The following is a 25,488-nucleotide window of genomic DNA, read 5'->3' as shown; positions in this document are numbered from 1 at the left end:
GCCGACCTTGCTCGCCATGTCAAAGTGGGCACCGAGCTGCCGAACTTCGCTGCTGCCGGGCTGAAGCCCCTTGGCAGTATCCGCCGTACCGGCCGGACGACGCCCCGTCCTGGGTGCCTCGCTGACGCGGCCGGGTTGCCGGTAGCCGAGACGCGCACATAACCTCGCGCCCATGACCAGCGAGCAGACCGCCCAGTCCGGGGCGGCGTCCCGGGGCAGGCCGAGAGACCCCGCGGTGGAGAGCGCGATCCTCAGGGCGACCTTGGAGCGGCTGGCGGCGGACGGATACGCGCGCACGTCGCTCGGAGACATCGCCAAGGCGGCCGGCGTCACGCGTCCGACGATCTACCTGCGCTGGGCGAACCTGCACGAGCTCGTGGTCGATGCGCTCGGTCTGATCGCACCGGGCGCGGCCGGTGCCGATGTGGACGGACTCGACCCGCAGGACGCCCTCAAGGCAGCCATGCGCGCGGTGATGCCGGAAGAGGTGCGGGAGCGGGGCCTGGGTCTGATGGGCCACATCCTGGCTGACGCCGGACGCCACCCGGACCTGCTGGAGATCTTCCGGGAGCGGACGATCGCTCCGCAGCTGAACATCCTGATCGACACGATGCGGCAGTTGCAGGACCACGGCTCGGTCAAGGCGGACGTCGACGTCGAGGTCCTGGCCGACCTGTGCCTGGGCAGCTACCTCGCGACCTTCCTTCGCACCGGCGAGCTCGATCCCGCCGAGGCCGACCGGGTGATCGACACCCTGTGGCCGTTGATCAGCACCGACGGCTGAAACCCCTCCCCGGCGATGACGCGGCAGGCCGCGGCGGAAGGTTCCGCCGCGGCCTGCCGGCATTGCTGCCCGGGTTAGGACCCGAGACCGAGCAGTGTGGCGGCGTTGCCACCGGCCACCTTCTGTTTGTCGGCGGGCGCGAGCGGCAGCGCGTCGAGCACGGCGCGGACCGGACCCATCTGGGTGAGCGGGTAGTCGACGCTGAACAGGACCCGGTCGACGCCGAAGACCTGCAGGGCGCACAGGACGGGCGGCAGCGCGGTGAGGGCGCTGGTGGTCACCCAGAAGTTCCGCAGGAAGTAGGCGGACGGCAGTTCCGCGAGCCCGGTCCGTTCCGGGAGCAGGAATTCGTCGATGCGGGCCATCATGAACGGCAGCATTTCCCCGCCGTGCCCCAGGACCACGCGCAGATCCGGGTGGCGCTCGAAGACGCCGGCCAGGACCATGCGCAGGCTGTGGAGCCCGAGTTCGGAGTGCCAGCCCCAGGAGGCCGTCTCGAGGAGGTGGCCGACGACCGGCGTGAAGCCGTCGAACAGCAGGTTCCGCAGGGCCTGCGGCGGTGCGGCAGGGTGGAGGTAGAGCGGCACGCCGAGCTGTTCGATCCGGGCGAGCAGCGGCTCGAACCGGGGGTCGTCCAGGAAGGCGCCGTTGGTGCCGAATGTGCTGTTCACCAGTGCCCCGGCGAGGCCGAGCTCGCTCACGGCCCGGTCCAGTTCGTCCGCGGCGGCTCGGGGGTCGTCCGTGGGCAGCGCGGCCCATCCCATGAATCGCGTCGGGTGTTCCCGCACGGCCTTGGCCAGCAGGTCGTTGGAGTTCCGGGCGGTCTGCACCGCCTCCTGACCGGTGAGCAGTTGCACGCCGGGCGAGAGGAGGGAAAGGACCTGGATGTCGATTCCGTGGGCGTCCATCTCCTGGAGCCGCCCTTCGCCGAGGTCGTCGAGTTGGCCGGCCAGCCAGTCCCCCTGCATCTCAGGGACCCACTTGCTGACTGCCGGAACTCCAAAGTGTTCTTCAAGGGTGATCGTCTTCATGTCCCCATCGTGCGATTCATTTACAGCCTAGTCAAGTAAATTATTATGAGGCCGGACACCAGACGCCGGCTTCGGCTCCGGTCGCGCCCGACCGGGCCGGCCGGATCGTGAGGAGCCGGCCGCCGCAGCAGCGCAGCACATCGGTCCACTGCCCGGCGAAGACGTTCTCTTCGCGCTCCAGCGGTTGCGGTAGAACGAGGCGACGATCCGGACTTTCCTCCCGGATCATCCGGTGACCCGCCCGGCCGGCGTTGCCGGGATGAGCCTTGTCCCTGGCGGCACGCCTTCCTGCGTTGCCTATGGGTGTCCGGCACCACTCGCGAATCCGGCCAGCACGAGCGCGATTGCGGCGTCCACCTCGGCCGTGAGCGCCCCGTGCGGCGGAGCCTCTTGGGAGAGCCGTCGCACGACTGCGCCCTGGAAGACGTCGTAGAGCACGTCCACGGTCAGGGCGGGATCGACAGAGGGTGCCGGTCCGTTGTCCGGCCGCTCCCGTTGAGAGGCGAGCAGCCAGTCGCGCAGTTCCGCGGAAAGCTGCGAGCGGTGGGCCGGTGCGCCGTGTCCGCGCAGCAGCCCGGTTGTCATCTGCCGGGTCTCGTCCCAGTCCCGCTCCGCCCGCAGGGCCAGCTCGTGGAAATACGCCCGCACCCGGTCTGCGGCGGAGGCGATGTGGTCGACGTCGCGGACCAGAGCGAACACCGACTCCCCGACTCGTACGGCCCACTCGGTGGCGATGTCCGACTTCGCGGGGAAGTGATTGAACGCGGTCCGCCGGACCACGCCGGCCTCGGCCGCGATCTCGTCCATCGTGGCGGCGTCGTAGCCGCGCGATGCGAACACCTTGATCGCTGCCGCGTAGACGCGCTCCCGGTTGACCTGGGCGTTGCGCGTCCTGCCGTCTTGCTTCTCACCCTCCGCCTGCCTCATGTTGACATTATTGCACTCCAGTGCAACCATCGAACTTGTTGCACTGGAGTGCAATTTGATGTGAGGAGAACGCGTCATGGACAAGATCAACGGCTGGGTGGACATCCACGCGCATTTCACCCCGCCGACCACGGCCGAGGCCCGGGAAACCCAGTGGCGCCAACTGAGGGACGCACACCTCCTGACGCCCGAGCCCCACCACTGGCGACCCGAGATGATGCTCGCCGCCATGGACGGCCTCGGCATCGCCACGCAGATGCTCAGCCCGGCACTACTCGATGCCCCGCTTCCGCAACTGCGCGCCTGGAACGACTACGGTGCCCAGCTCGTCGCCGACCACCCCGGCCGCTTCGGCCTGCTCGCCGGCTTGCCCACGGACGACCCCGACGCAGCTCTGGCCGAGATCGCGCGTGGCGACACCGAAACTCACCCTGACGGCTACATCCTGTTCACCCGCTGGGCAGGTGTCGCGCTCGGGGACCCACGTCTGGCGCCGATATGGGAGGAGCTCGACCGGCGCTCGGCCGTGCTGTTCGTCCATCCGAGCGCCGTAGCGCCCGTGTTCCGGCAGACCGCCGTCCTGGTCGAGTTTCCGTTCGAGACCACCCGGACCGTTGTGGACCTGCTCTACGCAGGATTCTTCCGCCGGTACCCCCGTCTCACCGTCGTCCTCGCCCACTGCGGCGGCGCCCTGCCCGCGCTCTCCGGCCGCCTCGGGCTGCTGGGGGCGGAGGAGTACGTGTTCAACCCACTGGGCCTGACCGCCGAGGACATCCGCACCGACCTGGCGAAGCTCTACCTCGACACCGCCGCGTCCGGCACCGACGCCAACCTCGCCGCAGCAGTCACGATGGTGCCCCGCGACCACATCGTCTACGGGGCCGACGCCGGAGTCCCCTGCTCGAACGAGAACAACATGAAACGCAACATCGACGCGCTCCGGAACTCCCACGTCCTCGCACCGCAAGAAGTCGAGGAACTCGGCCGCCGAGCCTTCGACCTCTTCCCCGCAGCCGCCCAACGCCACCGCGACGCCATCGCAGCACCAGCCTGAGAGGCCGACGAATCCGACTGGACAGTGAACTACACGGACCAACCAATTTAGGACAACCATGCGCATCGACGTGCACGCTCACCTGTGGAGCGAGCAGTATCTGGAGCAACTGGGCGGAGGCGGCGAGCTCACGCAAGCCCAGCGGGGGCTGGGCGCCGGAGCGACCGACGAGGACCTGGCCGCCCGGTTCGCTCAGATGGACGCGGCGGGGGTCGACGTCCAGATCCTGTCGGCCACACCGTTCTCGCCCCATCTGCCCGACGAGGCGGCCGCCGTCCGCGCCGCCCGGACCGGCAACGACGAGTACACCGCCGTCGTCGCCGAGCACCCGGACCGGTTCCGCGCCTTCGCCGCCCTGCCGCTGCCGCACGTCGACGCCTCGATCAAGGAGCTCACCCGAGCCCTGGACGACCTGGGCATGGCCGGCGTGGGGATCACCACCTCCGTGCTCGGCCGCGGCCTCGACGACCCGGCCTTCGAGCCGGTGTACGAGGAACTGAACCGGCGCGGCAGCGTGCTGTACGTGCACCCGGCCGGCGCCGGGGCCGGCTCGGACCTGATCGCCGGCCACAACCTGACCTGGTCGATCGGCGCCCCCATCGAGGACACGGTGGCGGTCATGCAGCTGATCCTGGCCGGCATCCCCAGCCGCTACCCCGACATGAAGATCATCATCTCGCACCTCGGCGGCGCGCTGCCGATGGTGCTCAACCGCGCCGACCACCAGGTCCCGTGGGAGTCCCCCGGCACACCCGAACTGCCCAGCGTCGCCGCCCGCCGGATGTGGTTCGACACCGTCGCGCACGACCACGCCCCGGCACTGCGGGCCGCCGTCGACACCCTGGGCGCGGACCGCCTGGTACTCGGCACCGACTTCCCGTTCCAGGCCAAAGCCGAGTACCAATCGGCGATCGACTACATCAGCCGGGCCGTGAGCGCCGAGCAGGCGACCACCATCCTGGACACCAACGCAGCCGCGATCTTCGGGCTCCAGGCAGGGCATGATCGCCGGCTGTGACGTGCGTCTGCCTTACCTGATCTTCCACCCCGGGCCGGAGGGGTCAGGCGGTGCGATCTCGGCCGGTGCGCGCCATGTCCCTGAGGGCACCGGCGAGGTACTCGAGTGACAAATCCACCTCTCGCAGGGACGGGGTCCGGTTGAGGTGACCGTGGGGCATGCCGGTGGCGAGGTACGCGTCCGCCGCCACCCCCACCTCGGCCAGCTGCTCGAGGAGCAGCTCCCCGGAGCCTCGCAGGTCGTCCAGCTCACTGAGCACCACGCTTGTCGGCGGCAAGCCCGAGAGGTCAGCTGCACCGGGTATCGCGTCGGCAGGCAGGTCGGAGATGCGCCCGACGTAGTTGCGCACCGTCTCCGCGATCGTTGCCGGCTCGAAACGCATCGCCAGCGGCAGCAGCTGCATGTCGGCCGCGGTGCTGCTGTCGAGCGCAGGGACCGGGAAGTGCGCGAAGGGGTACGCCAGCAACAACCGGTCCGGCCGGCGAGGCGAGGCGCGGTGGCGAAGAGCCGTCGAGAGCGCGAGCGTGGCGCCGGCGCTCGCACCACCGAGTGCGTAGGAGCCGGCCTCCGGACAGCCCTGGTCGACCACCCAGCACCACGCTGCTTCCGCGTCGTCGACGGGTACCGGGTACCGCACGCCGTCCCGCGCGAGCCGGTACCCGACCGTCACCACCGTGACGCCCGCTCGGGCTGCCAGTTCGACCGCGACGACGTGCGACTCGGGCATGTCGACGTCCCCGCCGGAGAACCCGCCTCCGTGCAGCCAGACCAGCACGGTCTCCTGGCCTGCGGGCGATCGGTAGCTGCGGATGGGAATGCGACCGCGCGGACCGTCGATCGTGCGATCCTCGATCGAGACGCCCGGTGGCGTCACCCACGCGGCCGGGTCGACTTCGAACTCGGCAAAGCGGTGGGCCGCGGCCGGGTCGTCACGATCGGCCCAGCTCAGGCCCTCGAGCAGATGGACTTTCGCGGCGAGAAAGGAGTCGAGCGGCACAGCAACCTACTTTCATCACTAGCGAAGGACGGACAGTGCACCGTCGGCAAGCCGTACTGAGATCGCGATCCCGCGATCTTCGGCATCGTCGGCGATCGTCAGCTCGTAGACCCCGTCCTTCTCGACCAGATCGTCGGCACCTTCGTCGTACGACAGCCAAGCCTGCGGCTCGACCACCACGGGAACTTCCACGCTCTCCCCCGGCGCCAGCGACGCGCGCCGGAACGCGACGAGCCGCCGAGGCTCGGTGGCGGTCGTCTCCGGCCGCACGTAGACCTGGATCACGGCTTCCGTCGCCCGGCCCGACGTTTCGCTGACCCGCAAGCGAAGCCGGACCGAGGCTCCTTCGACGTCCGTCCCGATCAACTCGTTCGCATGGGCGCCGTACGAGAGCCCGTGACCGAAGGGGAAGAGCGCCGGCTTGCCGGCGGCGGCGAGGTGGCGGTACCCGACCAGGGTGCCCTCGTCGTAGGCGACAACTTCGGGGAACGAACCGGTGTCCGGGCGACCCGGGAGATCAGCGGTCGCCACCGGGAAGGTCACCGGAAGGCGCCCACCGGGCGCGACGTCGCCGAAGACGATGTCCGCGAGCGCGTTGCCGAACTGTTCGCCCGGATACCACATCTCGAGCACGGCCCCGACTTCGTCGATCCAGGGCATCAGGACCGGCCCCGGCGTGTTGAGCACCACGATCGTCCGGGCGTTCACCGCCGCGATCCGCTCGACTAGGACGTCCTGATCACCAGGAAGGCCCAAGCCCACACGATCCATCCCCTCGCCCGATGCCGCGTTCACGAGGACGATCGCCGCATCGCACCCGGCCGCCACGGCGGCCGCCTCCTCGTGCATGGCCGCCGGGTGCTGCCACCCGAGCCGGACTCCGGGAACGAGGTCCACCTCGGCCATCCCGATCGCGGGCCCGGGCTCGTAGGTCAACTCGAGCAGCACGCCTTGGTGCGCGGGCAGGGTGACAACAGCCTGCAAAGGGCAAGCCGGACCGCCGAGAAATCGGGAAGCCTCCCGCGCCCCGGCCATGACTTTCGTTCCGTTCACTGACAGTTCAGCGTGGCCGCCCACCAGCAACGAGAGCCGATAGTCACCACCCTGCTCGACAGTCAGGAACGTGCGCAGGGTGGCCTTCCAGGCACCCGCCACTCCCTCGGGCGCACCGCTGAACGACATCGTCGAGAGGACGTCTCGACGCTCTTGCTCGACTCCCCGCTCGTCCCGGTACGACAGCACGAGCTCGACGCCGGCACCGGCACCGTCCGGTGTCGTGAAGAGCTCCGCCGGGACGTCGGGCAGCGGTGCGTCTCCGAGGCTGCCCTGCGCGACTGCCAGCCGTACCTGTTCGCCGGCGCGCGCTTGAAGACCGGCGAGAGGCGTGACGAGTCGTTGCGCTTCGAGAGAGACCGAGGCGGAGCCGCCCATGACATAGATCGCGTCGAGACCGGATGGGCCGACGACGGCGATCGAGCCGACGTTTCCGTCGAGCGGAAGCAAACCTTCGACGTTCTTGAGCAGCACGGCTCCACGAGTTGCCACGCGACGGGCGAGATCGCGATGTGCCGCGGTGGATGCGGGACCATCGCTGGTCGCCGTCGCGCGGTCCATCGTCCCGCTCGCGATCATGGCTCGGGCGACTCGACGGACCGAGGGAGCAGGATCGATGCCGCTTCGACGGACGATCTCGGCCGTTCGGCCGGAGTCTCCTTCGATCCCGGGCAGGTCCAGCCCCGCGCGCCAGGCCGACTCGACGTCGCGGACCGCGAAGATGTAGTCGGGCGCGAAGAATCCCAGCCAGCTCCAGCGCCTTCTCGGGATGTCCAAGAGGTCGCTCGACTCGCAGGTGTAGTGGCCGTTCAGCCGGTTGTAGGACCCCATGAAGGCCCAGGCGCCGGCATCGGCGACCCGGCGGAATGGCCAGAGGTAGGTCTCCCAGAGGGCAGCCCTCTCGAGCCGGATGTCGACGCTGTCGCCACGCTCGAGGACTGGTCCCCAGCCGGTGCGGCGGGACTCGAAGTTGTTGGCCACGAAATGCTTGACCATGACGAGGACGCCATTGTCCTGCACTCCGCGCACGTACGCCTCTCCGATACAGGCGACCAGCTCGGGGGCCTCACCGTAGCCTTCGGGGAGCCGTCCGCCCGACGGGTCACGTGCGATGTCCAGACTCGGTCCCAGGAGACAGTTGTGCTGCGCGTGCTTGGCCTCCGCGGCGAGGACCCGTCCGTAGCCGTAGGCCTCCGCCAGGTCGAACGTGGCCGCAAGGGCAACTGCGACCGGCAATGCCGTCGCGCCTTCCACTTCTCGCAGACCGCAGGGGCCATCGGTGTACGCCGGAGCCGGAACTCCCCGTTGCACGAACGGACGGAAGTCGTTGCAGACGATGGATACCAACTCGTCGTAGTCCAAGTCCTCCATGATCGCAGCCACGCGATCCTCCGCTGACAGGCTTTGGTCCGACCATGCTCCGGTCCGGCCGTTCAGTGCGCCTCCCCCAGACTCGGGCATCGTCGTGTCATCGAGTGGCATCGAGAACTCCCGGGTCATCGGCTGGGGCACGGAAGGGGCACTCGAAAGAGTGCGGGCCAGGACCGACCTCGACGGCCGCGCGGCCGGGTAGCCGGACTCGCGCAACGGTGCCGGTGGGCACCACGACGTCCACGGACAACACCTCGCCGGCACGACGCCACGAAACCTCTGCGCGGCCATACGGCGTCACGTGGGCGGTCCTTGCGGACGTGAGGCCACCACCGGGGTGTGGCGCGACATCGAGCACGCGATAGCCGGGGGCGCCGGGAGCGAGCCCGCCGACCACGCGGTGCATCCAGTCGGCCACGGCCCCGAACGCGTAGTGGTTGAAGGACGTCATCTCGCCCGGGTTGATACGTCCGTCCGGCAAGAGTGCGTCCCAGCGCTCCCAGATGGTGGTGGCGCCCATGGTGACCGCATAGAGCCACGAGGGAGGTTCCGTCTGGTTCACCATGCCGTACGCGTCGTCAACCGCGCCAATCCTAGTGAGTGCGTCGAGGATCAGTGGCGTCCCCAGGAATCCCGTGGCGATCCGGTGCCCTTTGCTCCGGACCGCTTCCACGAGCTGTTCTGCAGCCACGCGCCGCTCACGGTCGTCGGCCAGCAGTGCGAACTCCAGGGCCAATGCGTACCCGGTTTGCGAGTCACCGAGGAGGCTGCCGTCCTGCCTGACGTAGTTGTCCCGAAAGGCCTGTCGCACCGTTTCGGCAAGGTCGGCGTACTTGGCCGCGTCGGCGTCCTCGCCGAGCAGGGTTGCCACTCGCGAGAGGAGATCGGCCGAGCGCGCGCGGTAGGCGGTAGCGACGAGGATCGGATCGGTCGACGCGGCGGCGGGGTCCTCGGGGGGCGCTGCCGGGTCGAGCCAGTCTCCCAGCTGCGCGGCCGGCTCGTCGAACAATCCCCGGGTTCCCAGGATGTTGGTCACCCCGTCCACCCAGCCGCGCATGCTCGAGTACTGCCGGCGCAGGATTTCCCGGTCTCCGAACCGCTGGTACAAGACCCACGGCACAATCACCGCAGCGTCGCCCCAGCCCGCATAGGGCGTGACCTCGCCCCGGGACCGGTTTATGTCGACCCATGGGACGAACATGGGCACGATGCCTTCGGGAGTCTGATCGGCAGCCAGGTCCTTGAGCCAGGACGAGAGGAATCCGGCACAGTCGTACAGGTAGGCCGCGGTCGGCGCGAACACCTGGATGTCCCCGGTCCAGCCGAGCCGCTCGTCACGCTGCGGGCAGTCGGTGGGAACGTCCAGGAAGTTGCCGCGCATCCCCCACACCACGTTCTCGTGCAACCTCGTGAGCAGCGGGTCGGAGCACTCGAACCAGCCGGTGCGCTCCATGTCCGAGTGGTACACGACCGCCTTGACCGCGTCCGGATCCAGTTTTCCGGACCCGCCGGTCACCTCGGCGTACCGGAAGCCGTGGAAGGTGAACCTCGGCTCCCATGACTCCGCGGTCTCGTCTCCCCGGAGGATGTAGCTGTCCGTCGAGGTGGCGGTGCGCAGGGGTCGCACCGCCGGCTCGCCGTCCTCCAGGACTTCGGCGTGGCGGAGAGTAACGGCGGTGCCCGCGGGGCCACGCACCTTGATGCGGAGCTTTCCGACGAGGTTCTGCCCGAAATCGAGCAGGGCCCGCCCGGAGGAAGAGGCGATCACCTCTCGCACCGCCACTTCCTCGACGGCACGCACGGGCGGACCGTCGGGTGCCACCAGGATGCCGACGTCGAACTCGGCCGGGGAACAAGGAAACCAGTCGGTGTCGTCGAATCCCGGAAGCGACCACCCGGGCGGCTCGAGCCTCGCGTCGTGAAGCTCGCCCTCGTACAAGTCCGCCTTCAGGATCGGGCCCGTAGCGCCGCGCCACGACCCGTCGGTGGCCACGACGATTCGCTCTCCATCCTTGAGCACCACCTCGAGCTGCGCGAGCAGTCCGAGCTGGCTGCCGTAGACGTTTCGCTTGCCTTCAATGAAGGTCAGCCGGCCGCGGAACCATCCGTCGGCCATCCTCGCGCCGAGGACGTTGTCGCCGTCGCGAAGCAGATCGGTCACGTCATAAGTCTGGTAGCGAAGGCGGCGGCGGTAGGTGGTCCAGCCGGGAGTGAACGCCTCGTCGCCGACCGGGCGGCCGTTGATCTCGGCCCGGTACAGCCCGTGCGCCGTGACGTAGAGCCGTGCCGACGCGGCCCCCCTCGGCAGCCGGAACGCACGCCGCACCAAGGGCGCCGGGTCCGCGTGTGGCGTGATCATCCACGCGTTCCAGTCGGCAGGCTCCACCAAGCCGGCCTCGACGATCGACGGATCGCTCCAGGCCGACTTCGTGCCATCGACGCCCCAGACGCGCACCCGGACGGTTTTCCGCTCTCGCGATGTCAACGGTGGGGCCGGCCAAGGCACCAGCACCGACTCAGCCGAGTCCACTCGACGCACATCTGCGTCGATCATCAGCTCGTAACCAGCCTGGCGCCACGACGGGCCCGCGGTGACACGCCACGACAGCCGCGGTGCCGTTTCAGCTACGCCTAGTGCCGATCGGTGCGCTTCGAACCGCACGGGAGACACACGAGGCCCTTCGGACACGACACTCCTAAGCCTTATCGGTTGCCGACTTCAGGGCCTGCGAAGCTGCCTGGACGGTGGCGAGCTGGTCGAGCAGGAACGCAACGGTGGTATCGATGACGGCGTCGATGTCGCCGCCGAAGAAGCCGTGGTCGGCTCCCTCGACGAGCTCGAGCTTGTTGGGGACGCCGGCCTCGTCGAGCGCACCGTGGTACGCAATGCTCTGCTGGTGCGGGACCACTTGGTCGAGGGTGCCGTGGACGAGCAGGGTCGGCGCGGTCGCGTCGCCGATGTGCGCGATCGGGCTGGCGTGCCGGGCGAGGTCGGGGCGCTCGCCGACGGTGTGACCGATCAGGCGCGATTCCGGTGAGTCCGCGGCGCTGTGCGCGGTGAAGGGCGTGCCGGGGATGCTCTCGGCCTCCATCGTGTCCAGCCGGGTGGGCGGGTACCAGCCGACGCTTGCGGATACGGCGGAGGAAGGGCCGGTCAGGCCGACGGTGCCCTCGAGCTCCGGCACGGTCGTGTTGGTACCGAGGAAGACGGCGAGGTGGCCGCCGGCGGAGGCGCCGAGGCTCGCGATCCGGCCGGGGTCGATGCCGGCGGCGGGCGCCGCGGTGCGCAACCACCGGATCGCGGCCTTGACGTCGTGCAGCTGGGCGGGGAAGGCCGCCTCGCCCGAGAGCCGGTACTGGATGGCGGCGACCGCGAACCCCTCCTCGTGCAGTCGCGCCCGCACAGCGCCGAAGTCGTCGAGGCCGCCGAGCTGGATGTTCTTGGTTCCGCCCAGCCAGGCGCCACCGTGGATGAGCACGACCAGGGGAACCGGTCCGTGCGCGTTCGGGACGCTGAGGTCGAGAAGCAGCGGCCGGTAGCCGGCGACGAGGGCGTATTCGACGTCCCGCCACCACCGGACACCGTCGGTCTCGACGGGCGTGAGGACCGCGGCATCGACGAACGCGGGGGGCACGCCGTCGATGGGCACACGCAGCGGGGTCTTGATCGTCATCGGTTCTCCATGGGGGACAGCGCGACCCGCGGTATCGACCGCGACTCGTGGCCGGCTTGGCGGCTGCGGCGTGCGCTCCTGAGGCAGGCGCGGACTTTCCGGGCGAGCTCGAGCCCGGGCTGGTGGGCACCGGCGGGGGTGGGGACGCGACTGGTGTAGCCGAACGCGAGGTCGCGGGCGGGGTCGGCGAAGCCGATGGCGCCGCCGGCGCCGTCGTGGCCGAACGCCCACGGGCTTCCGTAGTCGAGGCGGGCGTCGGGGACCTGGAACACGAGTCCGAACCGGGTCTCGATGCCGAGGACGAGGTCGGTGCCGTTGGCTTGGATCTGGCTCATCCTCCGGAGCGCCTCGACCGGGAACAGACCGTCGCCGAGGCCTTGGGCGTACAGGTGAGCCATGCTTCGTGCGTTCCCGAACCCTCCGAACCCGACCGGTCCGTTCGCGACCACGAGCGGGTGGCGGACGAGCTCGCGCATCGGCGGCATGAGGCCACCTCCGAAGGCCAATCCGACCAGGCTCATCGGCTCCGGCTCATCCGGTTGCTCCTCGTCCGCCTTCGGGGGCAGCACCTCCACGATGCGTGCCTGGTCGGCTTCGGGGACGCCGAAGTGGAAGTCGGCTCCGATGGCGTCAGTCACGTTGGCGCGGAAGAACGTCTGCAACGACGTGCCGGTGATGCGCTCGACGAGCTCGGCCATGATGGTGCCGATGGTGACGCCGTGGTAGCCGTGCGCTGCCCCGGGCGCCCACAGCGGTGAGGCTGCGGCGAGCCGAGCGGCGAGGTCGTGGTGTTCGACGACGTCCTCGATGGTGAACCCACCGGCGACTCCGATGAGCCCGGCTTGGTGCGACAGCGCAGTGCGGACGGTGACCGCGTCCTTGCCGGCGGCGGCGAACTCGGGCCAGTAGCGCGCGACCGGGGCGTCCGGGTCGAGGTCTCCGGAGCCGAGGAGCAACGACAGGCTCAACGCGGCGATGCCCTTGCTGCAGGAGAACACGCTGATGAGGCTGTCCGCGGCCAGGTCGTCGCCGACGATGAGGTCGACGACCGTTTCGCCCTCGTGGACCGCGCAGACGTGCGCGTTGTACGTGGGGTCGGCCTCGCCGAGTGCCTCGAGGGCGTCCGCGATGGACTCGAACCCGGCAACCGTCACGCCCTTCACACCGCTCATGCGGCCTACCTTCTTGAATGGATCTCGCGAGTTCGCGACTCCGAGATCGCGCGGGTGGGGCAGGGATGGTTCTCAGCCCTTGATGCCGCCCTCGGACAAACCACCGATCACCCGTCGTTGGACCAGCAGGTAGAGGAGGATCAACGGCAAGCTGGTGAGGACGATGTGGGCGAAGATCAGGTTCCAGCGCATCGCGGAGACGTCGGTCGATGCCGAGGCGAACTGGTACAGCGCGAGAGGCAGGGTGGCCCGCTCGGAACCTTGGAGCAAGAAGGACGCGAAGAAGAAATCGTTCCAGGTGGAGATGATCAGGATGACGCAGCCGACCAGCAGCACGGGAACCAGCAGCGGCAAGATGATGATCCGGTAGACCTGCAGGCGGTTCGCGCCGTCGGTCAACGCTGCTTCTTCGAGGTCCCGTGGCAGGGCCTTGATGAAGCCGGTGGCCAGGAAGACGACCGTGCCTATCCGGGTGCCGGTCATGACGAGGAAGTAGCCCAGCCGGCTGCCGTCGATGTGCAGGGTTTGCAGCTCGTAGACCGTGGGCAGGATCGCCGGTGGCAAGAGGATGGAGAGCACGGTCAGGCTGTACGCGATCTTCATCGGCAGCGAGGACGAGCGCGCGTAGGCCCATGCGGCCATGGAGCCGAGCACGACCACGACGACCAGGGTGGGGACGATGACCAGGAGGCTGTTCGTCAAGGCCCGGCCGTAGTGGCCCTCGCCGAGCACGGTGGAGTAGTTGTCCCCCAACGCCCACTTGGCGGGCAGTGACAGCGAGAGCGAACTCGCTTCGCTCAGTGGCTTGGCCGAGTTGACGAGCAGCAGCCACAGCGGCAGCACCACCCAGGGCAACGCGACCAGCAGCAGGACGAGGGGACGGATCAGGCGGCGGGACGTCTTGCTGATGCTGGTCATCCTTCGATCTCCCGTCGGCGCAGGAAGAAGATGAGGGGCACGCCGATCACCAGCACCAGGATCGTGACGATGAGGCTCAGGGCGCTGGACGTGCCGAAGAAACCGCTGGCGTACTGGTTGAACATGGCGACGTTGAGGACGGTCGTCGCGGTGCCGGGGCCGCCGTGCGTCGTCGCCATGGCGATGTCGAAGGCGTTCAGGGCACCGAGCAGCGTCACCACGACGGTGAAGGTGAATGCCGGGGCGAGGAGCGGGAACCGGATCTTCCAAAAGCGTTTCCAGCCGTTGGCGCCGTCGAGGGTGGCCGCCTCGATCAGCGACGCGGGAATGGCGTTCAGGCCCGCGATGTAGACGAGCGTGATCAGCCCGCTCCACTTCCAGGCGTCGATGAAGGCGACGGACGCCAATGCGCTGCCGGAGTGGCCCAGCCAGGCGTATTCGAAGCCCGGCTTGACGATCCCGATCGCCTTGTTGAGCGGGCCGGACGGCGCCAGGATCGCGCTCCAGATGTAGCCGGCCGCGACCGGTGCGATCAGGACCGGGACGAAGAACAGGGAACGGAAGAACCCGTTGACCCGCGTGCGGCGCTGGAGGAGCAGGGCCGCCGACAGGCTGAAGACGTTCTGCACCAGCATCGCGATCACGGCGTAGATCAAGGTTGCGCGAATGGCGTTCCAGAGCAGGTCCTGGTCCGCCAGCGTCCGGAAGTTGTCGAGTCCGTTCGCGGTGATGGCATCCGAGTAGCCGCTCCAGTCGGTGAAGGCGAAGCGGATGTTCAGCACGAACGGCACGATGAAGAACCCGGCGACCAGGACGAAGGCCGGCAGCGCGAAGGGCCACCACCGCCGAGCCGGACCTGGCCTGGGTGATCCCCGGCGCCGAGGCGGGCGGACCGTGCGCCCACCGGCCCCGGGTCCGGTGCCGGGGTCGATGGCCGTGACGTCCGTGCGGCCGGCCGTCGAGTCGTCGTCGAATCGGGTCATCGCAGCATCTCCACGCACGGTCGCCTACCAGCCGGGAAGCTTGGCCGTCTTGGCGCCCTGGGCCAGTGCTTTCTGCGCGAGCCCACCGACCTGCTCCGGCGAATACTGACCGCTGAGCAGCCCGGTCATCCAGGCGATGGACTGCGAGTTGAAGCCGACCAGGTTCGTGTTGAACGCGAGGGACCGGTTCGCCTCATAGGCCGCATGGATCTCCTGCTGGATTCCCGGCGTGTTTTCGGGCCCCTTCGCCCCGGTGAGGATCGGGAACGACCGCTGCGCGTTGACGTAGTCCTGGTAGCCGGCGCCGGTGATCCACTGCACGAAGGCCAACGCCGAGCTCTCCTTGTCGGTGTCGCCGGTCCGGGGGATGTACCAGGTGCCGCTGACCGACGGTGCCCACGCCGCGGTGGCGTCGGAAGCGGAGGGTGACGCCCAGCCGATGGCGTCACTGGTCTTGGCGAGGTCATCGCCGAACTGGGCGGCGAACATCGACACCAAATCGCTGTGCAGCGCGGTCATCGCCGTGGTCCCGCTGGCGACGGCCTTGATCGAGTCCTCGAACTTGGCGGTGGTGGCGTCCTTGTTGTAGCACCCCATGGACTGCAGCTTCTTGTACTCGGCCATCGCGGCGGTGAACGGGCCGGAAGGGTCGTCCATCGTGGTCTTCTTGTCCAGCAGTTCGGTCGAGTAGCCCTTCGCCTTCTCCGCGTCGGCGACGTACAGCAGACTCAGGATCTGTGTCGGCCAGCCCGAGCCGCCGCTCTCCCAGAGCGGCGTGACCGTCGGGTTCTTCTGCTTCAACGTGGTGCAGATGTTCTCGATGTCCGCGAAGGTCTTGGGCGCCGACAGGCCGGCGTCGGCCAGTGTCTTCTTGTTGTAGTAGAGACCGAAAAGCACTGGAGCCGAGGTGATCGCGGCGTAGACCTTCCCCTGGTACGAGCCGCCGCTCTGGTACACGTCGCCCGACTTGGCCACGTACGGCATCTTGGACATGTCGATCATGTTCGAGGCCGGGTTCAACGCCCAGAAGAGCGACGTGGCGTGGTACTCGAGGAGGTCGGGGCGGTCGCCGCTGGCCCACTTGGTCTGGACCTGGCTCTCGAACGAGTCAGCCGGGATCTTGACGATGTTCATCGTGACACCGAACTTCTTCCCGAAGTCGGTGTACGCGTCGGTCACATAGGCCGGGTCGGCCGCGTTCGTCCACACCGTGAGGCTCTTGGCCTTGACAGTGGCCGAGCCGTCGGCGGCGACGCCCGGCGTCGAGCCCCCCGAACTGCCGTTGTGGGCCGAGCAGGCCGACAGCGCGAGCCCGAATGCGGCGAGCACGCTCACGGCACGAAGCAACAGTTTCATGGCTGGTTCGACTCCTTCGTCGTCCGGGCGCAACCGGCGTACCGTGAAAAGTTGTGGACCGGTTTACATCGCCAGATGCTAGGTCCGGCCCCGCGCGGTCGTCAAGCGTCGGAAACCCGGTCATGGTCGAGCCACCACTGACCCGGTGGCTTCTAGTGACGGCGCGTTGACCTGCGAATGCGAATCACCAACCCTGGATCAGCGGCAGACGGTTGGCGGTTGTGGAGGTGCCCTGCGTTCCTGTAAAACGGTACACAATCGTTTGTTGCGACCTCGACGAGGAGACCATGAGGGCCACCGATCCGCGCAGTATCACCATTCGCGATGTCGCACGCGAGGCCGGCGTGTCGCCGGCAGCGGTCTCCAAGGTGCTCAACAACGCCTACGGGGTCAGCGACGCCATGCGTGAGCGGGTCACCGCGGCGACCCGGAAGCTGGGGTATCGCCCCAAGCCCGCCGCGCGGGCGATGCGGGGCCGGTCCTACACGATCGGCGTACTGCTGGCCGACGTGGCTTCGCCGTTCGCGCCGATGATCGTCGACGGGATTCAACGCGAGATCGACGACACCGGCCTGCAGGTCCTCCTCGGCCCGGGTGGTGCGTCGCCCGAGCGGCAGCAGCGAAGCATCGAAGCGATGGTCGACCGCCAGATGGACGGGCTGATCCTCATCGCCCCGAACGTGCCCACCACCTGGCTGGAAACACTGGCCGAGGAGGTCCCGGTCGTCGTCATCGCCCGTCACGGCAGGGGGCGCAACTACGACAGCGTGGTGGACGATGACGTCGCGGGCGCCGAGCTGGTCGTCAAGCACCTGAGCGAGCTCGGCCACGAGCACATCACCCATATCGCGCATCCGATCGGCAAGCTGCGGCGACCTTCGGTGTTGTCGCACACGGCGCGTGAGGACGGTTACTGCCGGGCCATGACCGACCGCGGGCTGGTCCCGCACGTCGTCACGACGTCCTACACCGAGGAAGGTGGCTACACCGCCGCGATGGCAGCCCTCCGTTCCGAGCGTCCGCCGACTGCCATCTTCGCCGGAGCTGACGTCGCCGCCTTCGGCGTGCTGCGCGCAGCCGCGGAGCTGGGGTTGGACGTGCCGGGGGACGTGAGTGTGGTGGGCTACGACAACGTTGCCATCTCGGGCTTGCCGCAGATCTCGCTGACCACCGTCGACCAGTCGGGAGAGCTCACCGGATCGATGAGTGCCCGGTTGCTGCGCGAACGCCTGGACGGCCGTGACAAACCGGTCACCTTCTCCGTCTCGACCCAGCTCGTCGAACGCCGCAGCACGGCGGTGGTTCGACCTGCCGACCCCAGTGGTGGGGTGTGAAGCCCGCCGTGCCGGTCGACGTCGCACCCAGTCCCCCGACGTTCGAGCATCACCGGGACGCGTTCGGGATCGGCGACGTACGGCCGCGCCTTTCGTGGCAGGTACCGCCGCCGGGCATCGCGTGGCGACAAGCGGGCTACGAGATCGAGATCAGCGACCCGGGCACGGCGACGGTCTCCAGGCACGTGCGGGATTCCGAAGCCAGCGTGTTGGTGCCCTGGCCCGGCCCGGACCTCCTTTCCGGTCAACGTCTCACCGTCCGGGTGCGCGTACGGGGAACGAGCGGTGAGTGTTCGCGCTGGAGCCGCCCCAGTTCCGTCGAGGCCGGCTTACTCGAACCGGGCGACTGGTCGGCCGACCTCATCCGGCCCGCGGGCGTCCACCCATCCCCCGTCTTGTTCCGGCGCGAGTTCACCGCCCAGCACCCGATCGTCGCAGCTCGCCTCTACATCACGGCCCAGGGCGTGTACTCGGTGCAGCTCAACGGCGCCCGAGTCGGCGAAGACACGCTGGCGCCCGGCTGGACGAGCTACGGCAGCCGCTTGCGCTACCAGACCTATGACGTCACCGATGCGCTGCGCACCGGCGACAACGCCATCGGGGTCACCGTGGCCGATGGCTGGTGGCGCGGGCGCCTCGGCTGGACCGGCCTGCGCAACGTCTTCGGCCACCGCCTCGGGCTGCTGGCGCAGCTCGTCATCACCCACGACGACGGATCGAAGACGACGCTCGTCAGCGACAGCGCCTGGCACTGGTCGACCGGGCCCGTGCAGACCGCTGACCTGTATGACGGAGAAACCTACGACGCCCGCCTGGCGCGTCCGGGATGGGCCGAGCCGGGCTACGACGACACCGACTGGAAACCGGTTGAAGCGACAGCAGCGCCAACCGAGCTGCTCTGCGCGCCGGATGGACCCCCCGTACGCCGGACCGAAGAGATCCCGGCCAGGCAGGTGATCACGACACCGTCGGGCGCGACCGTCCTCGACTTCGGTCAGAACCTCGTCGGTCGCCTCCGCATCCGGGTAACGGGGCCGGCGGGGACCGAGATCACGCTGCGGCACGCCGAGGTCCTGGAGAACGGAGAACTCGGCGTTCGCCCACTGCGCAGCGCCAAGGCCACCGACACCTACGTCCTGCGCGGCGACGTCAAGGGTGAGGTGTGGGAGCCGGAGTTCACCTACCACGGGTTCCGCTACGCCGAGGTCACCGGTTGGCCGACCGCGGTGAACCCCGCGGACGTCGTCGCCGTCGTGCTGCACACCGACCTGCGACGCACCGGATGGTTCGAATGCTCCGACGAGCGGGTCAACCAGTTGCACGACAACGTCGTCTGGAGCATGCGAGGCAACTTCGTCGACCTGCCGACCGACTGCCCCCAGCGTGACGAGAGACTCGGCTGGACGGGCGACATCCAGGTGTTCGCGCCCACGGCGAGCTACCTCTACGACTGCGCGGGCTTCCTCATCTCGTGGCTCAAGGACCTGGCGGCCGACCAGCGAGCTGACGGCGACGTGCCGGTGTTCATCCCCTTCGTGCCCATCCCCGGACAGACCGCCGGCGCGTTGGCCGGCCAAGCGGGCTGGGGTGACGCCGCGGTCATCGTCCCGTGGGTGCTCTACCAGCGGTTCGGCGACCTGGAAGTGCTGCGCACGCACTACGGCAGCATGTGTGCCTGGGTCGATCGCTTTCAGACCGGCGATCCGTCAGGGCACGGCGGCGACAACCAATTCCAGTTGGGGGACTGGCTCGATCCGAACGCGCCACCGGATGATCCGGCACGCGCCGAAACCGACCCCATCCTGGTCGCCACGGCTTACCGAGCACACGTCGCCCGTCTGCTCGCCCGCATCGCCGGGCTCCTCGACCAGGCGGCCGACTCCGGCAAGTACCACGACCTGGCCGACTGCCTTTCCGCGCGGTTCAACGACGAGTACGTCACGCCGAACGGCCGTCTCGTGAGCGACTCCCAAACCGCCTACGCCCTCGCGCTGAGCTTCGGCCTGCTCTCCGCCGACCGCGTGCCGCACGCCGCCGAGCGATTGGTCGAGCTGGTCCGCGAAAAGGGTCACCGCATCAGTACCGGTTTCCTCGGGACGCCGCTGATATGCGACGCGTTGACCCAGGCCGGCGCCCTGGATGACGCCTACCGCATGCTGCAGCAAACCGAGTGCCCGTCGTGGCTCTACCCCGTCTCGATGGGGGCGACCACGATCTGGGAACGCTGGGACAGCATGGTGCCCGACGGCCGCATCAATCCGGGCGAGATGACGTCCTTCAACCACTACGCACTGGGAGCGGTGGCCGACTGGCTGCACCGCGTCGTCGGTGGGCTTCGATCGACAGCGCCCGGCTTCCGCACCTTCGACGTCACCCCGCAACCGGGCGGCGACCTGAACTGGGCGCGCACCGCCCACGAGACTCCCTACGGCCTGGCCGAGGTGTCCTGGCGCCGTGCAGACAGCAGGTGGGAGGTCGACGTGACCGTGCCGGTCGGGAGCGAAGCGACGATCCGCCTCCCCGTGCCGGAGTGGACGCCCGTCGTGGTCGGTGCCGGTCGCCATCGGTTCACCCACCCGGACACGCCCGGCGCCCTCGGCGACGCCACGCCTCCGGCTCAACTCTGAAAACGGCCCCGCGCCCATCCACCGTGCGTCGCCGAACACCCGGCGCTGCTCGACGGGTCCCGGGATTCGCCGACCTGGACGCATTCGCGGTCGCCAGCGGTCTCGGGGAACCGCCCGCCCGTCGCGATCGAAGAAGTCGCCGTTCCGGGACCCACACAGGTCGATCAGCGTTCGGATCTACCGGATGGCCTCCGACGGTATCGAACCCGCCGTCGCTCGCGCACATCCGTAACCATCGGTGTCATGCCGCCATACAACAGGTACCGCCCACTTACGGTGCAACGCGGGTGATACGAGCTGAAATGCGGCTATTCGAGTGCACATCGGCGCCAAGCTCGTCACCGGCGGCAGGCGACTGCGTTCCGCCCTCGACCCGAACCCGCCTCAAGCATCGAGGTGCACGATGATCATTACCGCCCGCAGAGCCACCATGCCACACGCAGTCTCGCCGCGCCGCGCCGGTGCCCGGCGCCGCCGGCGGTCATGGAATGAGGTTCGCATCTTACGGGAGGATGTCCACGGTCGAGTTCCAAGATCGGGAGACGTCGTCGGGGTGGCAGCGAGAGGTCGCTGAGGAGACGGTCCGCGGGCACGGTGTCATCGTGGCGGAGTACTTCGACGAAGGATGTTCACGTCGGCTGCCCTGGCATCAACGGCCAGCCGCGGCCCAGCTGATCGCAGCAGCAGAGCGACCGGACCGTTCGTTCGACGCGGTCGTGATCGGCGAATACGAGCGCGCGTTCTACGGCGACTCGAACCGCAGCCCCGGCGCGGACCACCCCGTGAGGAACGACCTGATGCGGTGGTAGAAGACGTAGTGGTCGCACCAGCGCTCCACGTCGAGGAACGCGTCCGTCACCCGGTCGACGACACTCCGGATGCCGGACAGCGCCTCGGTGAGACGGGCGTGGTCCTCGCCCGCCACCGCGTGCTGGGCCTGCACGAGAAGAGGCAGCCCGGGGGCACCGGCGAGCTCGACACCCACCGTCGCCAGATAGAACCACTTCTCGTCCACACCGCCGAGGAACGTCAGCTGGGTGTCGATGTTGGACATGCTCAGCGGTTCACCGGCGTCGATGCGCCGCCAGTTGTTCAGGACCATGGAGGCGTGGGCGGCGATCGGAGCCCGGTCCAGGTCCTGGGCGAGCGCGTGGAGAGGCTGCGCCACCGGCGCCGGAAGCAGGTCCACGGGCGTCTCGGCGCCCCAGACGTAGGCGTTCGCCAGACAGCTCAGCAGCAGCATGGCCCGCTCCTGCTCCCCGGCCGACCGGAGGCGGTCCGGGGTGAGGACGGGCATCGACTCCACCGCCGGGCGCATGCGTCCGGTCATGACCAGCGCCGCGACGTTCCGCCCGAGCCGCTCCCAGGGCGCGTAGAACGCGGGCAACGCGTCCACCGGGTCCTCGCCGGGCACGAACCCGCGCTCGGCGTCGAAGGCGTACTCGCCCAGCGTGGCCACCCGGGGCCTGGTAGCGCGGCTGCGCGTCGTCTCGGGGATCACTGCGCGCCTCCTCGTGTGTCCAACGAGGTTCGCTCCCCGCACGGGGTTGTGCCTATGGGCGGCAGCACGAAGCCCACGTGTTCTGATTGGGGTAGAGCACAATGACCTTGTCCGGACGCGGGCTGCGGCGGTCTATGGTTATCCGGTGCCGCCTGCGGCGTTGACGTTGACGTAGCCCATCATGCCGTTGTCCTCGTGGCCGGTGATGTGGCAGTGGAACATCCACTTCCCGGTAAAGTCCGCGAAGCGGATCCGGATCACCACTTTTCCGGCCACGCCGTCGACCGCGTAGGGAACGGTCACCCCATCCAGGTAGTCGGCAGGCGGCTGGGCGACACCGTTCACGCTGAGGAGCTGGAACGGTGCGGTGTGGATGTGGAACGGATGGTTCTGGCCACTCGCGTTCGTGAGCGTCCATTCTTCGACGGTGCCGAGGGCGGCCGGTTCCGGGAACGTCGGCTGCATGTCGAACAGCTTGCCGTTGATGGAGAAGTTGTTGCCGCCGTCGTCGTTGAGTTCCACGCTGCGAGACCGGGCGACGGGTTCCCCGGACAGATCGGGCAGGGATCCGGGAAGCGGCCCGGCGATCTGGGGCGAGGCGGTCATGCCCGCCGGTCCAGCGCCGTCGCCCTGTTGGACATCGACCTTCATCAGGGTCGTGTCGGGGTAGTTGTCGGCGGTCGGCCCGGTCGAGTAAGCCAGGGTTCGCAGCCAGGTCGATCCGGGGGCTCCGGCGGTCACCAGGACGTCGAAACGTCCGCCGGGCGGCAACAGGAGGTGGTTCACCTGAGCCGGCGCCGCGGACGGATTTCCGTCCTGGCCGACGATCGTGAAGCTGCCGCCGTCGAGCTGGAGGTCGTAGGCGATGGCGTAACCTTCGTTGGCGATCCGCCACAACTGGGTTTCCCCGGCTGCCATGGTCAGCGTGGGCTGGTATTGACCGTTGACCAGGCGAACCGTCGCCGATGCGGGCTCGAGGACCCCGTCCGGGTAGACGATCGAATTGCCTTCCTTGACCTGGGCGTCCTTGAGCGCCAACGTGTGCGCGGTGACGCCGCGGTAGGCGGGCGGCAACGATTCGCGGTTGTCCCCGACGATGATGGTTCCCGACAGCCCGGCCCCGATCTGGCTCTCGGTTCCGTCGCAACGGCCGTTCGCCGGGTCGGCGGGCATCGTCATCCCCGGCATCGACTGGCCGCTCTTGGGGCACATGTCGTGGTCGTGGTACCAGTACGTCCCCGGCGGCTGGTTCGCGGGAATGTCGAGCTGGTAGGTCAGAGTGCGACCAGGCTTGCCGGACAGGAAGATGTTGTCCGCGTTCCCCTCCGGGGACAGGTGCAGCCCGTGGAAGTGCAGGTTGGTCGACGTGCCCAGCTTGCTGACCAGGTTCAAGGTGACCCGCTGGCCGGGCAGCACGTGCAGCGTCGGCCCGACGAGGCTCCCGTTGTAGGTCTCCGCCATCACCTTCTTGCCCGAGATCATCACCTCTTGCTGAACCGCCGTCAGCTCGACCGCCTGGTCGCCGGGGGTTGCCGGATTGAGGTCGGGCGGATCCGCCAGCGCGGCGCCGGAAACCATGCCGGACGCCTGCTCCTCGGCGGCCGGCACCTTCCCCCCTTTGGGGGCCGAGTCCGGCCCTGCGCTCTCGCACCCCACGAGGCAAGCAGACAATAGCGCGGCCCCGGCAGCGAGGGCTCCCAGGCGGACGACACGCGATCGAGGCGCGATTGAACGTGCGGTCAAGAAGGCCATTCCTCTCCGGCCGACGGAACAGACATCGTCCCGATGAACGGGAAGATCATAAGTTCCCCGGATGCACCGACCGGGTCAAGCCATCTGACACAACCCGAAGGTGTGAGGACCGTGACACAACCTGCCTTCAGGCGGCGGTGCCCCGGGCTCCGAAGCCGGCGTCGGCTAGGACGCCGCGGCCGGTGTCGGTCAATCTCGCCGGGACCTGTTCGCCGATCCGGCCGGGCCTGGCCGGGCTGATCAGCCCGGCGTGGATCAGGGCACGGGCGCCGGGTTGGTCACAGAAGGCCAGGCCGTCGACGAAGATGTCCGGTTCGCAGCTGAGCGAGACGCGGACACGGCCGCACGCCGTCGCGCGGAGGATGGCGTGGGCTCGGTGGGTGAGCTGGGGGTTCGTCATGGTGGATCACCACTCGGTTCGTCCGCTGCCCTGACCCTGCCGACGTTAGGTGACCGGGGTCACTGCCGATATCCGTTGAGCGCGTCCGGCCGTCCGTTGTGCGATGCCAGTGCGGAAGCCGCGTTCACCGAGGCGACCTGCCGCACGAACTCCTCGCCGCGATGGGAGACTTGACCGCGCGGGTCGTCGGTGCCCATGGCGAAGGGCCAGTCGCTGCCGAGCACCATGCGGTCCTCCCCGAACACCGCGACGGCCTGGTCCACGAGCGCGGGGTCGTGGGCGAGGCAGTCCACGAACACGCGACGCAACGCGGCAAGGGGGCCCTCGGCCAGCGGCGCGACGTCCGGCCGGGCTGTGTCGACGCCGCGTTGCCAGCGCCCCGCGACCGTGGGCACGGCGCCGCCGCAATGCACGAGCAGCACGCGCAATCCCGGATGGGTGGCGAGGACGTCGCCGAAGACGAGCTGCGCGGCCGCAACTGCCGTCTCGACGGGTTGCCGAGCAGGTTGTGCAGGTAGAACGGGGAAAGCCGGTCGTCCGGCGACGCGCCGGGGTGCAGCAGGAGCAGCCGCGAGTCCGCGTCCAGGACCTTCCACAGGGAACCGAACCGCGGGTCCGCAAGGGACTGTGACGCGCCGTCCGCCGCGCCACAGACTCCGGCGAACCGCGGTTCGGTCCGGACGCGGTCGTACTCGGCCCCCGCGAGTTCCGGCTCCTCCAACGGAAGGTAAGCCAGCGGTCGCAGGCACGGCCGGCCGCCGACCGCGCGCAGGATCCCGTCGTTCACCGCGCGCACTCACTCCGCCGTGGCGGGTTGCCGGAAATACGGCGGTGGGATGGACACGACCCCCTCGTCCAGGCCCGCGCGGTCGAGGTAGGCCACGGCTTCGCCGGGCTGGTGCAGCAGCGCCGGCCCCACCTGGCCGACGCCTGCGGGGGCGAGGTGGACGTGCAGATCGATCGACGTCATCAGGCCACCGCCGCGGTGTCGCGCAGGACTTCGTCGAGAACCGATGACGACCAACCTCTCGGCCCCCGCCGCCTACTCCGGCGAAGCCGCCGACCGTGCCCGCGTAGGCAAGCCCGGCGCGCTCAGCCGGTTCCGGGAGATCCTCGTCCAGACCCACGACCCGGACTGGATCGACAAGACCCTGGACGGCCTGTCACAAGATGCTCTGGCGCGACGACGAGACCGGCGCGTCGATCGCGCTCGTCCGGTTCCGGAAGGGCGCGGGCATCCCGTCCCGGCACGCGCACGCGTCGAACCAGTTCATGTTCTGCCTCAAGGGCCGCTACACGTACGTGCCGACCGGCATCACGCTCACCGAGGGCGCCTTCTACTGGAACACCAAGGGATCCGAGCACGGCCCGACGCACGCCGACGAGGAATCCGTGCTGCTCGAGATCTACGACGGCCCACACTACCCCACCCAGCCCGACTGGTACGAAGACCCTGCCGACGCCCGCTGAAGGAACTCCCATGCCCAAACAGGAAATCGTCTCCCCGGATCTGGCTGTCCCCAACGGACACTTCGC

At 68.8% G+C, this 25,488-nt stretch carries 21 protein-coding genes; 6 read left to right on the top strand and 15 right to left on the bottom strand.

The annotated features are described in order from the left end of the window. Nucleotides 1-172: 172 nt before the first annotated feature. Nucleotides 173-784: a TetR/AcrR family transcriptional regulator gene (locus ACLJQF_RS35080; RefSeq protein WP_026468110.1), complete on the top strand. Its 612-nt coding sequence runs from the start codon at nt 173-175 to the stop codon at nt 782-784. Between the two features lie 74 nt (nt 785-858). On the opposite strand, the gene ACLJQF_RS35075 is transcribed toward ACLJQF_RS35080, so the two are convergent. Both ACLJQF_RS35075 and ACLJQF_RS35070 read right to left on the bottom strand, forming a co-directional pair. Continuing rightward, nucleotides 859-1,752, bottom strand: coding sequence for an amidohydrolase family protein (locus ACLJQF_RS35075; protein WP_020638699.1), 894 nt, complete (start codon nt 1,750-1,752; stop codon nt 859-861). A 360-nt stretch (nt 1,753-2,112) separates the two neighbouring features. Then, the gene (locus ACLJQF_RS35070) at nt 2,113-2,742 is read right to left on the bottom strand and encodes a TetR/AcrR family transcriptional regulator (RefSeq protein ID WP_020638701.1); all 630 of its coding nucleotides are present in this window, start codon (nt 2,740-2,742) and stop codon (nt 2,113-2,115) included. A 76-nt stretch (nt 2,743-2,818) separates the two neighbouring features. Here ACLJQF_RS35070 and ACLJQF_RS35065 point away from each other — a divergent pair, with 76 nt between their 5' ends. Together ACLJQF_RS35065 and ACLJQF_RS35060 are read left to right on the top strand one after the other, a co-directional pair. After that, entirely contained in the window at nt 2,819-3,796 is a 978-nt protein-coding gene (locus ACLJQF_RS35065; protein WP_020638702.1) for an amidohydrolase family protein, read from the top strand. A 58-nt stretch (nt 3,797-3,854) separates the two neighbouring features. Then, complete coding sequence (locus tag ACLJQF_RS35060; RefSeq protein ID WP_020638703.1) at nt 3,855-4,814, top strand: amidohydrolase family protein; 960 nt, start codon at nt 3,855-3,857, stop codon at nt 4,812-4,814. Between the two features lie 43 nt (nt 4,815-4,857). Here ACLJQF_RS35060 and ACLJQF_RS35055 read toward each other — a convergent pair whose 3' ends face one another. From ACLJQF_RS35055 to ACLJQF_RS35020, 8 genes are all read right to left on the bottom strand, one after another. Next, complete coding sequence (locus tag ACLJQF_RS35055; RefSeq protein ID WP_020638704.1) at nt 4,858-5,811, bottom strand: alpha/beta hydrolase fold domain-containing protein; 954 nt, start codon at nt 5,809-5,811, stop codon at nt 4,858-4,860. 18 nt (nt 5,812-5,829) lie between these two features. Then, a complete protein-coding gene (locus ACLJQF_RS35050) occupies nt 5,830-8,247 on the bottom strand; it encodes a glycoside hydrolase family 3 C-terminal domain-containing protein (RefSeq protein WP_169523914.1) in 2,418 nt (805 codons plus the stop codon). An 85-nt stretch (nt 8,248-8,332) separates the two neighbouring features. Then, nucleotides 8,333-10,789 carry a family 78 glycoside hydrolase catalytic domain gene (locus ACLJQF_RS35045; RefSeq protein WP_410614585.1) on the bottom strand — a complete coding sequence of 819 codons (2,457 nt, stop codon included), beginning with the start codon at nt 10,787-10,789 and terminating at the stop codon, nt 8,333-8,335. 142 nt (nt 10,790-10,931) lie between these two features. Beyond that, complete coding sequence (locus ACLJQF_RS35040; RefSeq protein WP_020638706.1) at nt 10,932-11,909, bottom strand: alpha/beta hydrolase; 978 nt, start codon at nt 11,907-11,909, stop codon at nt 10,932-10,934. Beyond that, nucleotides 11,906-13,081 (bottom strand): serine hydrolase domain-containing protein, encoded by a 1,176-nt coding sequence (locus ACLJQF_RS35035; protein ID WP_020638707.1) that lies wholly within the window; start codon nt 13,079-13,081, stop codon nt 11,906-11,908. Before ACLJQF_RS35035 ends, ACLJQF_RS35040 begins: the two co-directional genes overlap by 4 nt. Nucleotides 13,082-13,153: 72 nt before the next feature. Beyond that, nucleotides 13,154-13,999 (bottom strand): carbohydrate ABC transporter permease, encoded by an 846-nt coding sequence (locus ACLJQF_RS35030; protein ID WP_020638708.1) that lies wholly within the window; start codon nt 13,997-13,999, stop codon nt 13,154-13,156. Continuing rightward, nucleotides 13,996-14,982: a carbohydrate ABC transporter permease gene (locus ACLJQF_RS35025; protein ID WP_020638709.1), complete on the bottom strand. Its 987-nt coding sequence runs from the start codon at nt 14,980-14,982 to the stop codon at nt 13,996-13,998. Before ACLJQF_RS35025 ends, ACLJQF_RS35030 begins: the two co-directional genes overlap by 4 nt. A gap of 24 nt (nt 14,983-15,006) precedes the next feature. Continuing rightward, entirely contained in the window at nt 15,007-16,338 is a 1,332-nt protein-coding gene (locus tag ACLJQF_RS35020; RefSeq protein ID WP_020638710.1) for an ABC transporter substrate-binding protein, read from the bottom strand. 221 nt (nt 16,339-16,559) lie between these two features. Here ACLJQF_RS35020 and ACLJQF_RS35015 point away from each other — a divergent pair, with 221 nt between their 5' ends. Further along, complete coding sequence (locus ACLJQF_RS35015) at nt 16,560-17,672, top strand: LacI family DNA-binding transcriptional regulator (protein WP_245589418.1); 1,113 nt, start codon at nt 16,560-16,562, stop codon at nt 17,670-17,672. Further along, complete coding sequence (locus tag ACLJQF_RS35010) at nt 17,669-20,299, top strand: alpha-L-rhamnosidase (protein ID WP_020638712.1); 2,631 nt, start codon at nt 17,669-17,671, stop codon at nt 20,297-20,299. The genes ACLJQF_RS35015 and ACLJQF_RS35010 overlap by 4 nt, the downstream gene beginning before the upstream one ends. Before the next feature lie 742 nt (nt 20,300-21,041). Here the strand turns inward: ACLJQF_RS35010 and ACLJQF_RS35005 are convergent. The 5 genes from ACLJQF_RS35005 to ACLJQF_RS34985 form a co-directional block, all read right to left on the bottom strand. Then, nucleotides 21,042-21,800: a hypothetical protein gene (locus ACLJQF_RS35005; protein ID WP_169523916.1), complete on the bottom strand. Its 759-nt coding sequence runs from the start codon at nt 21,798-21,800 to the stop codon at nt 21,042-21,044. 138 nt (nt 21,801-21,938) lie between these two features. Continuing rightward, nucleotides 21,939-23,408, bottom strand: a complete 1,470-nt coding sequence (locus ACLJQF_RS35000) for a multicopper oxidase family protein (RefSeq protein WP_410614584.1) — start codon at nt 23,406-23,408, stop codon at nt 21,939-21,941. 271 nt (nt 23,409-23,679) lie between these two features. Beyond that, nucleotides 23,680-23,952 (bottom strand): hypothetical protein, encoded by a 273-nt coding sequence (locus ACLJQF_RS34995; RefSeq protein WP_020638715.1) that lies wholly within the window; start codon nt 23,950-23,952, stop codon nt 23,680-23,682. A gap of 59 nt (nt 23,953-24,011) precedes the next feature. Further along, on the bottom strand, nt 24,012-24,548 hold the full coding sequence (locus ACLJQF_RS34990) for an amidohydrolase family protein (RefSeq protein ID WP_211231802.1): 537 nt from the start codon (nt 24,546-24,548) through the stop codon (nt 24,012-24,014). A gap of 200 nt (nt 24,549-24,748) precedes the next feature. After that, nucleotides 24,749-24,922, bottom strand: a complete 174-nt coding sequence (locus tag ACLJQF_RS34985) for a hypothetical protein (protein WP_020638717.1) — start codon at nt 24,920-24,922, stop codon at nt 24,749-24,751. 200 nt (nt 24,923-25,122) lie between these two features. On the opposite strand from ACLJQF_RS34985, the gene ACLJQF_RS34980 reads away from it, so the two are divergent. Next, on the top strand, nt 25,123-25,422 hold the full coding sequence (locus ACLJQF_RS34980) for a cupin domain-containing protein (RefSeq protein WP_020638718.1): 300 nt from the start codon (nt 25,123-25,125) through the stop codon (nt 25,420-25,422). Nucleotides 25,423-25,488: the final 66 nt, after the last annotated feature.

Source organism: Amycolatopsis sp. lyj-109, assembly GCF_046548995.1.
In the GTDB taxonomy this organism is placed as follows: Bacteria; Actinomycetota; Actinomycetes; order Mycobacteriales; family Pseudonocardiaceae; genus Amycolatopsis.
The sequence above is the reverse complement of the archived record's forward strand: the minus strand, read 5'-3'. Positions and strand labels throughout refer to the sequence as shown.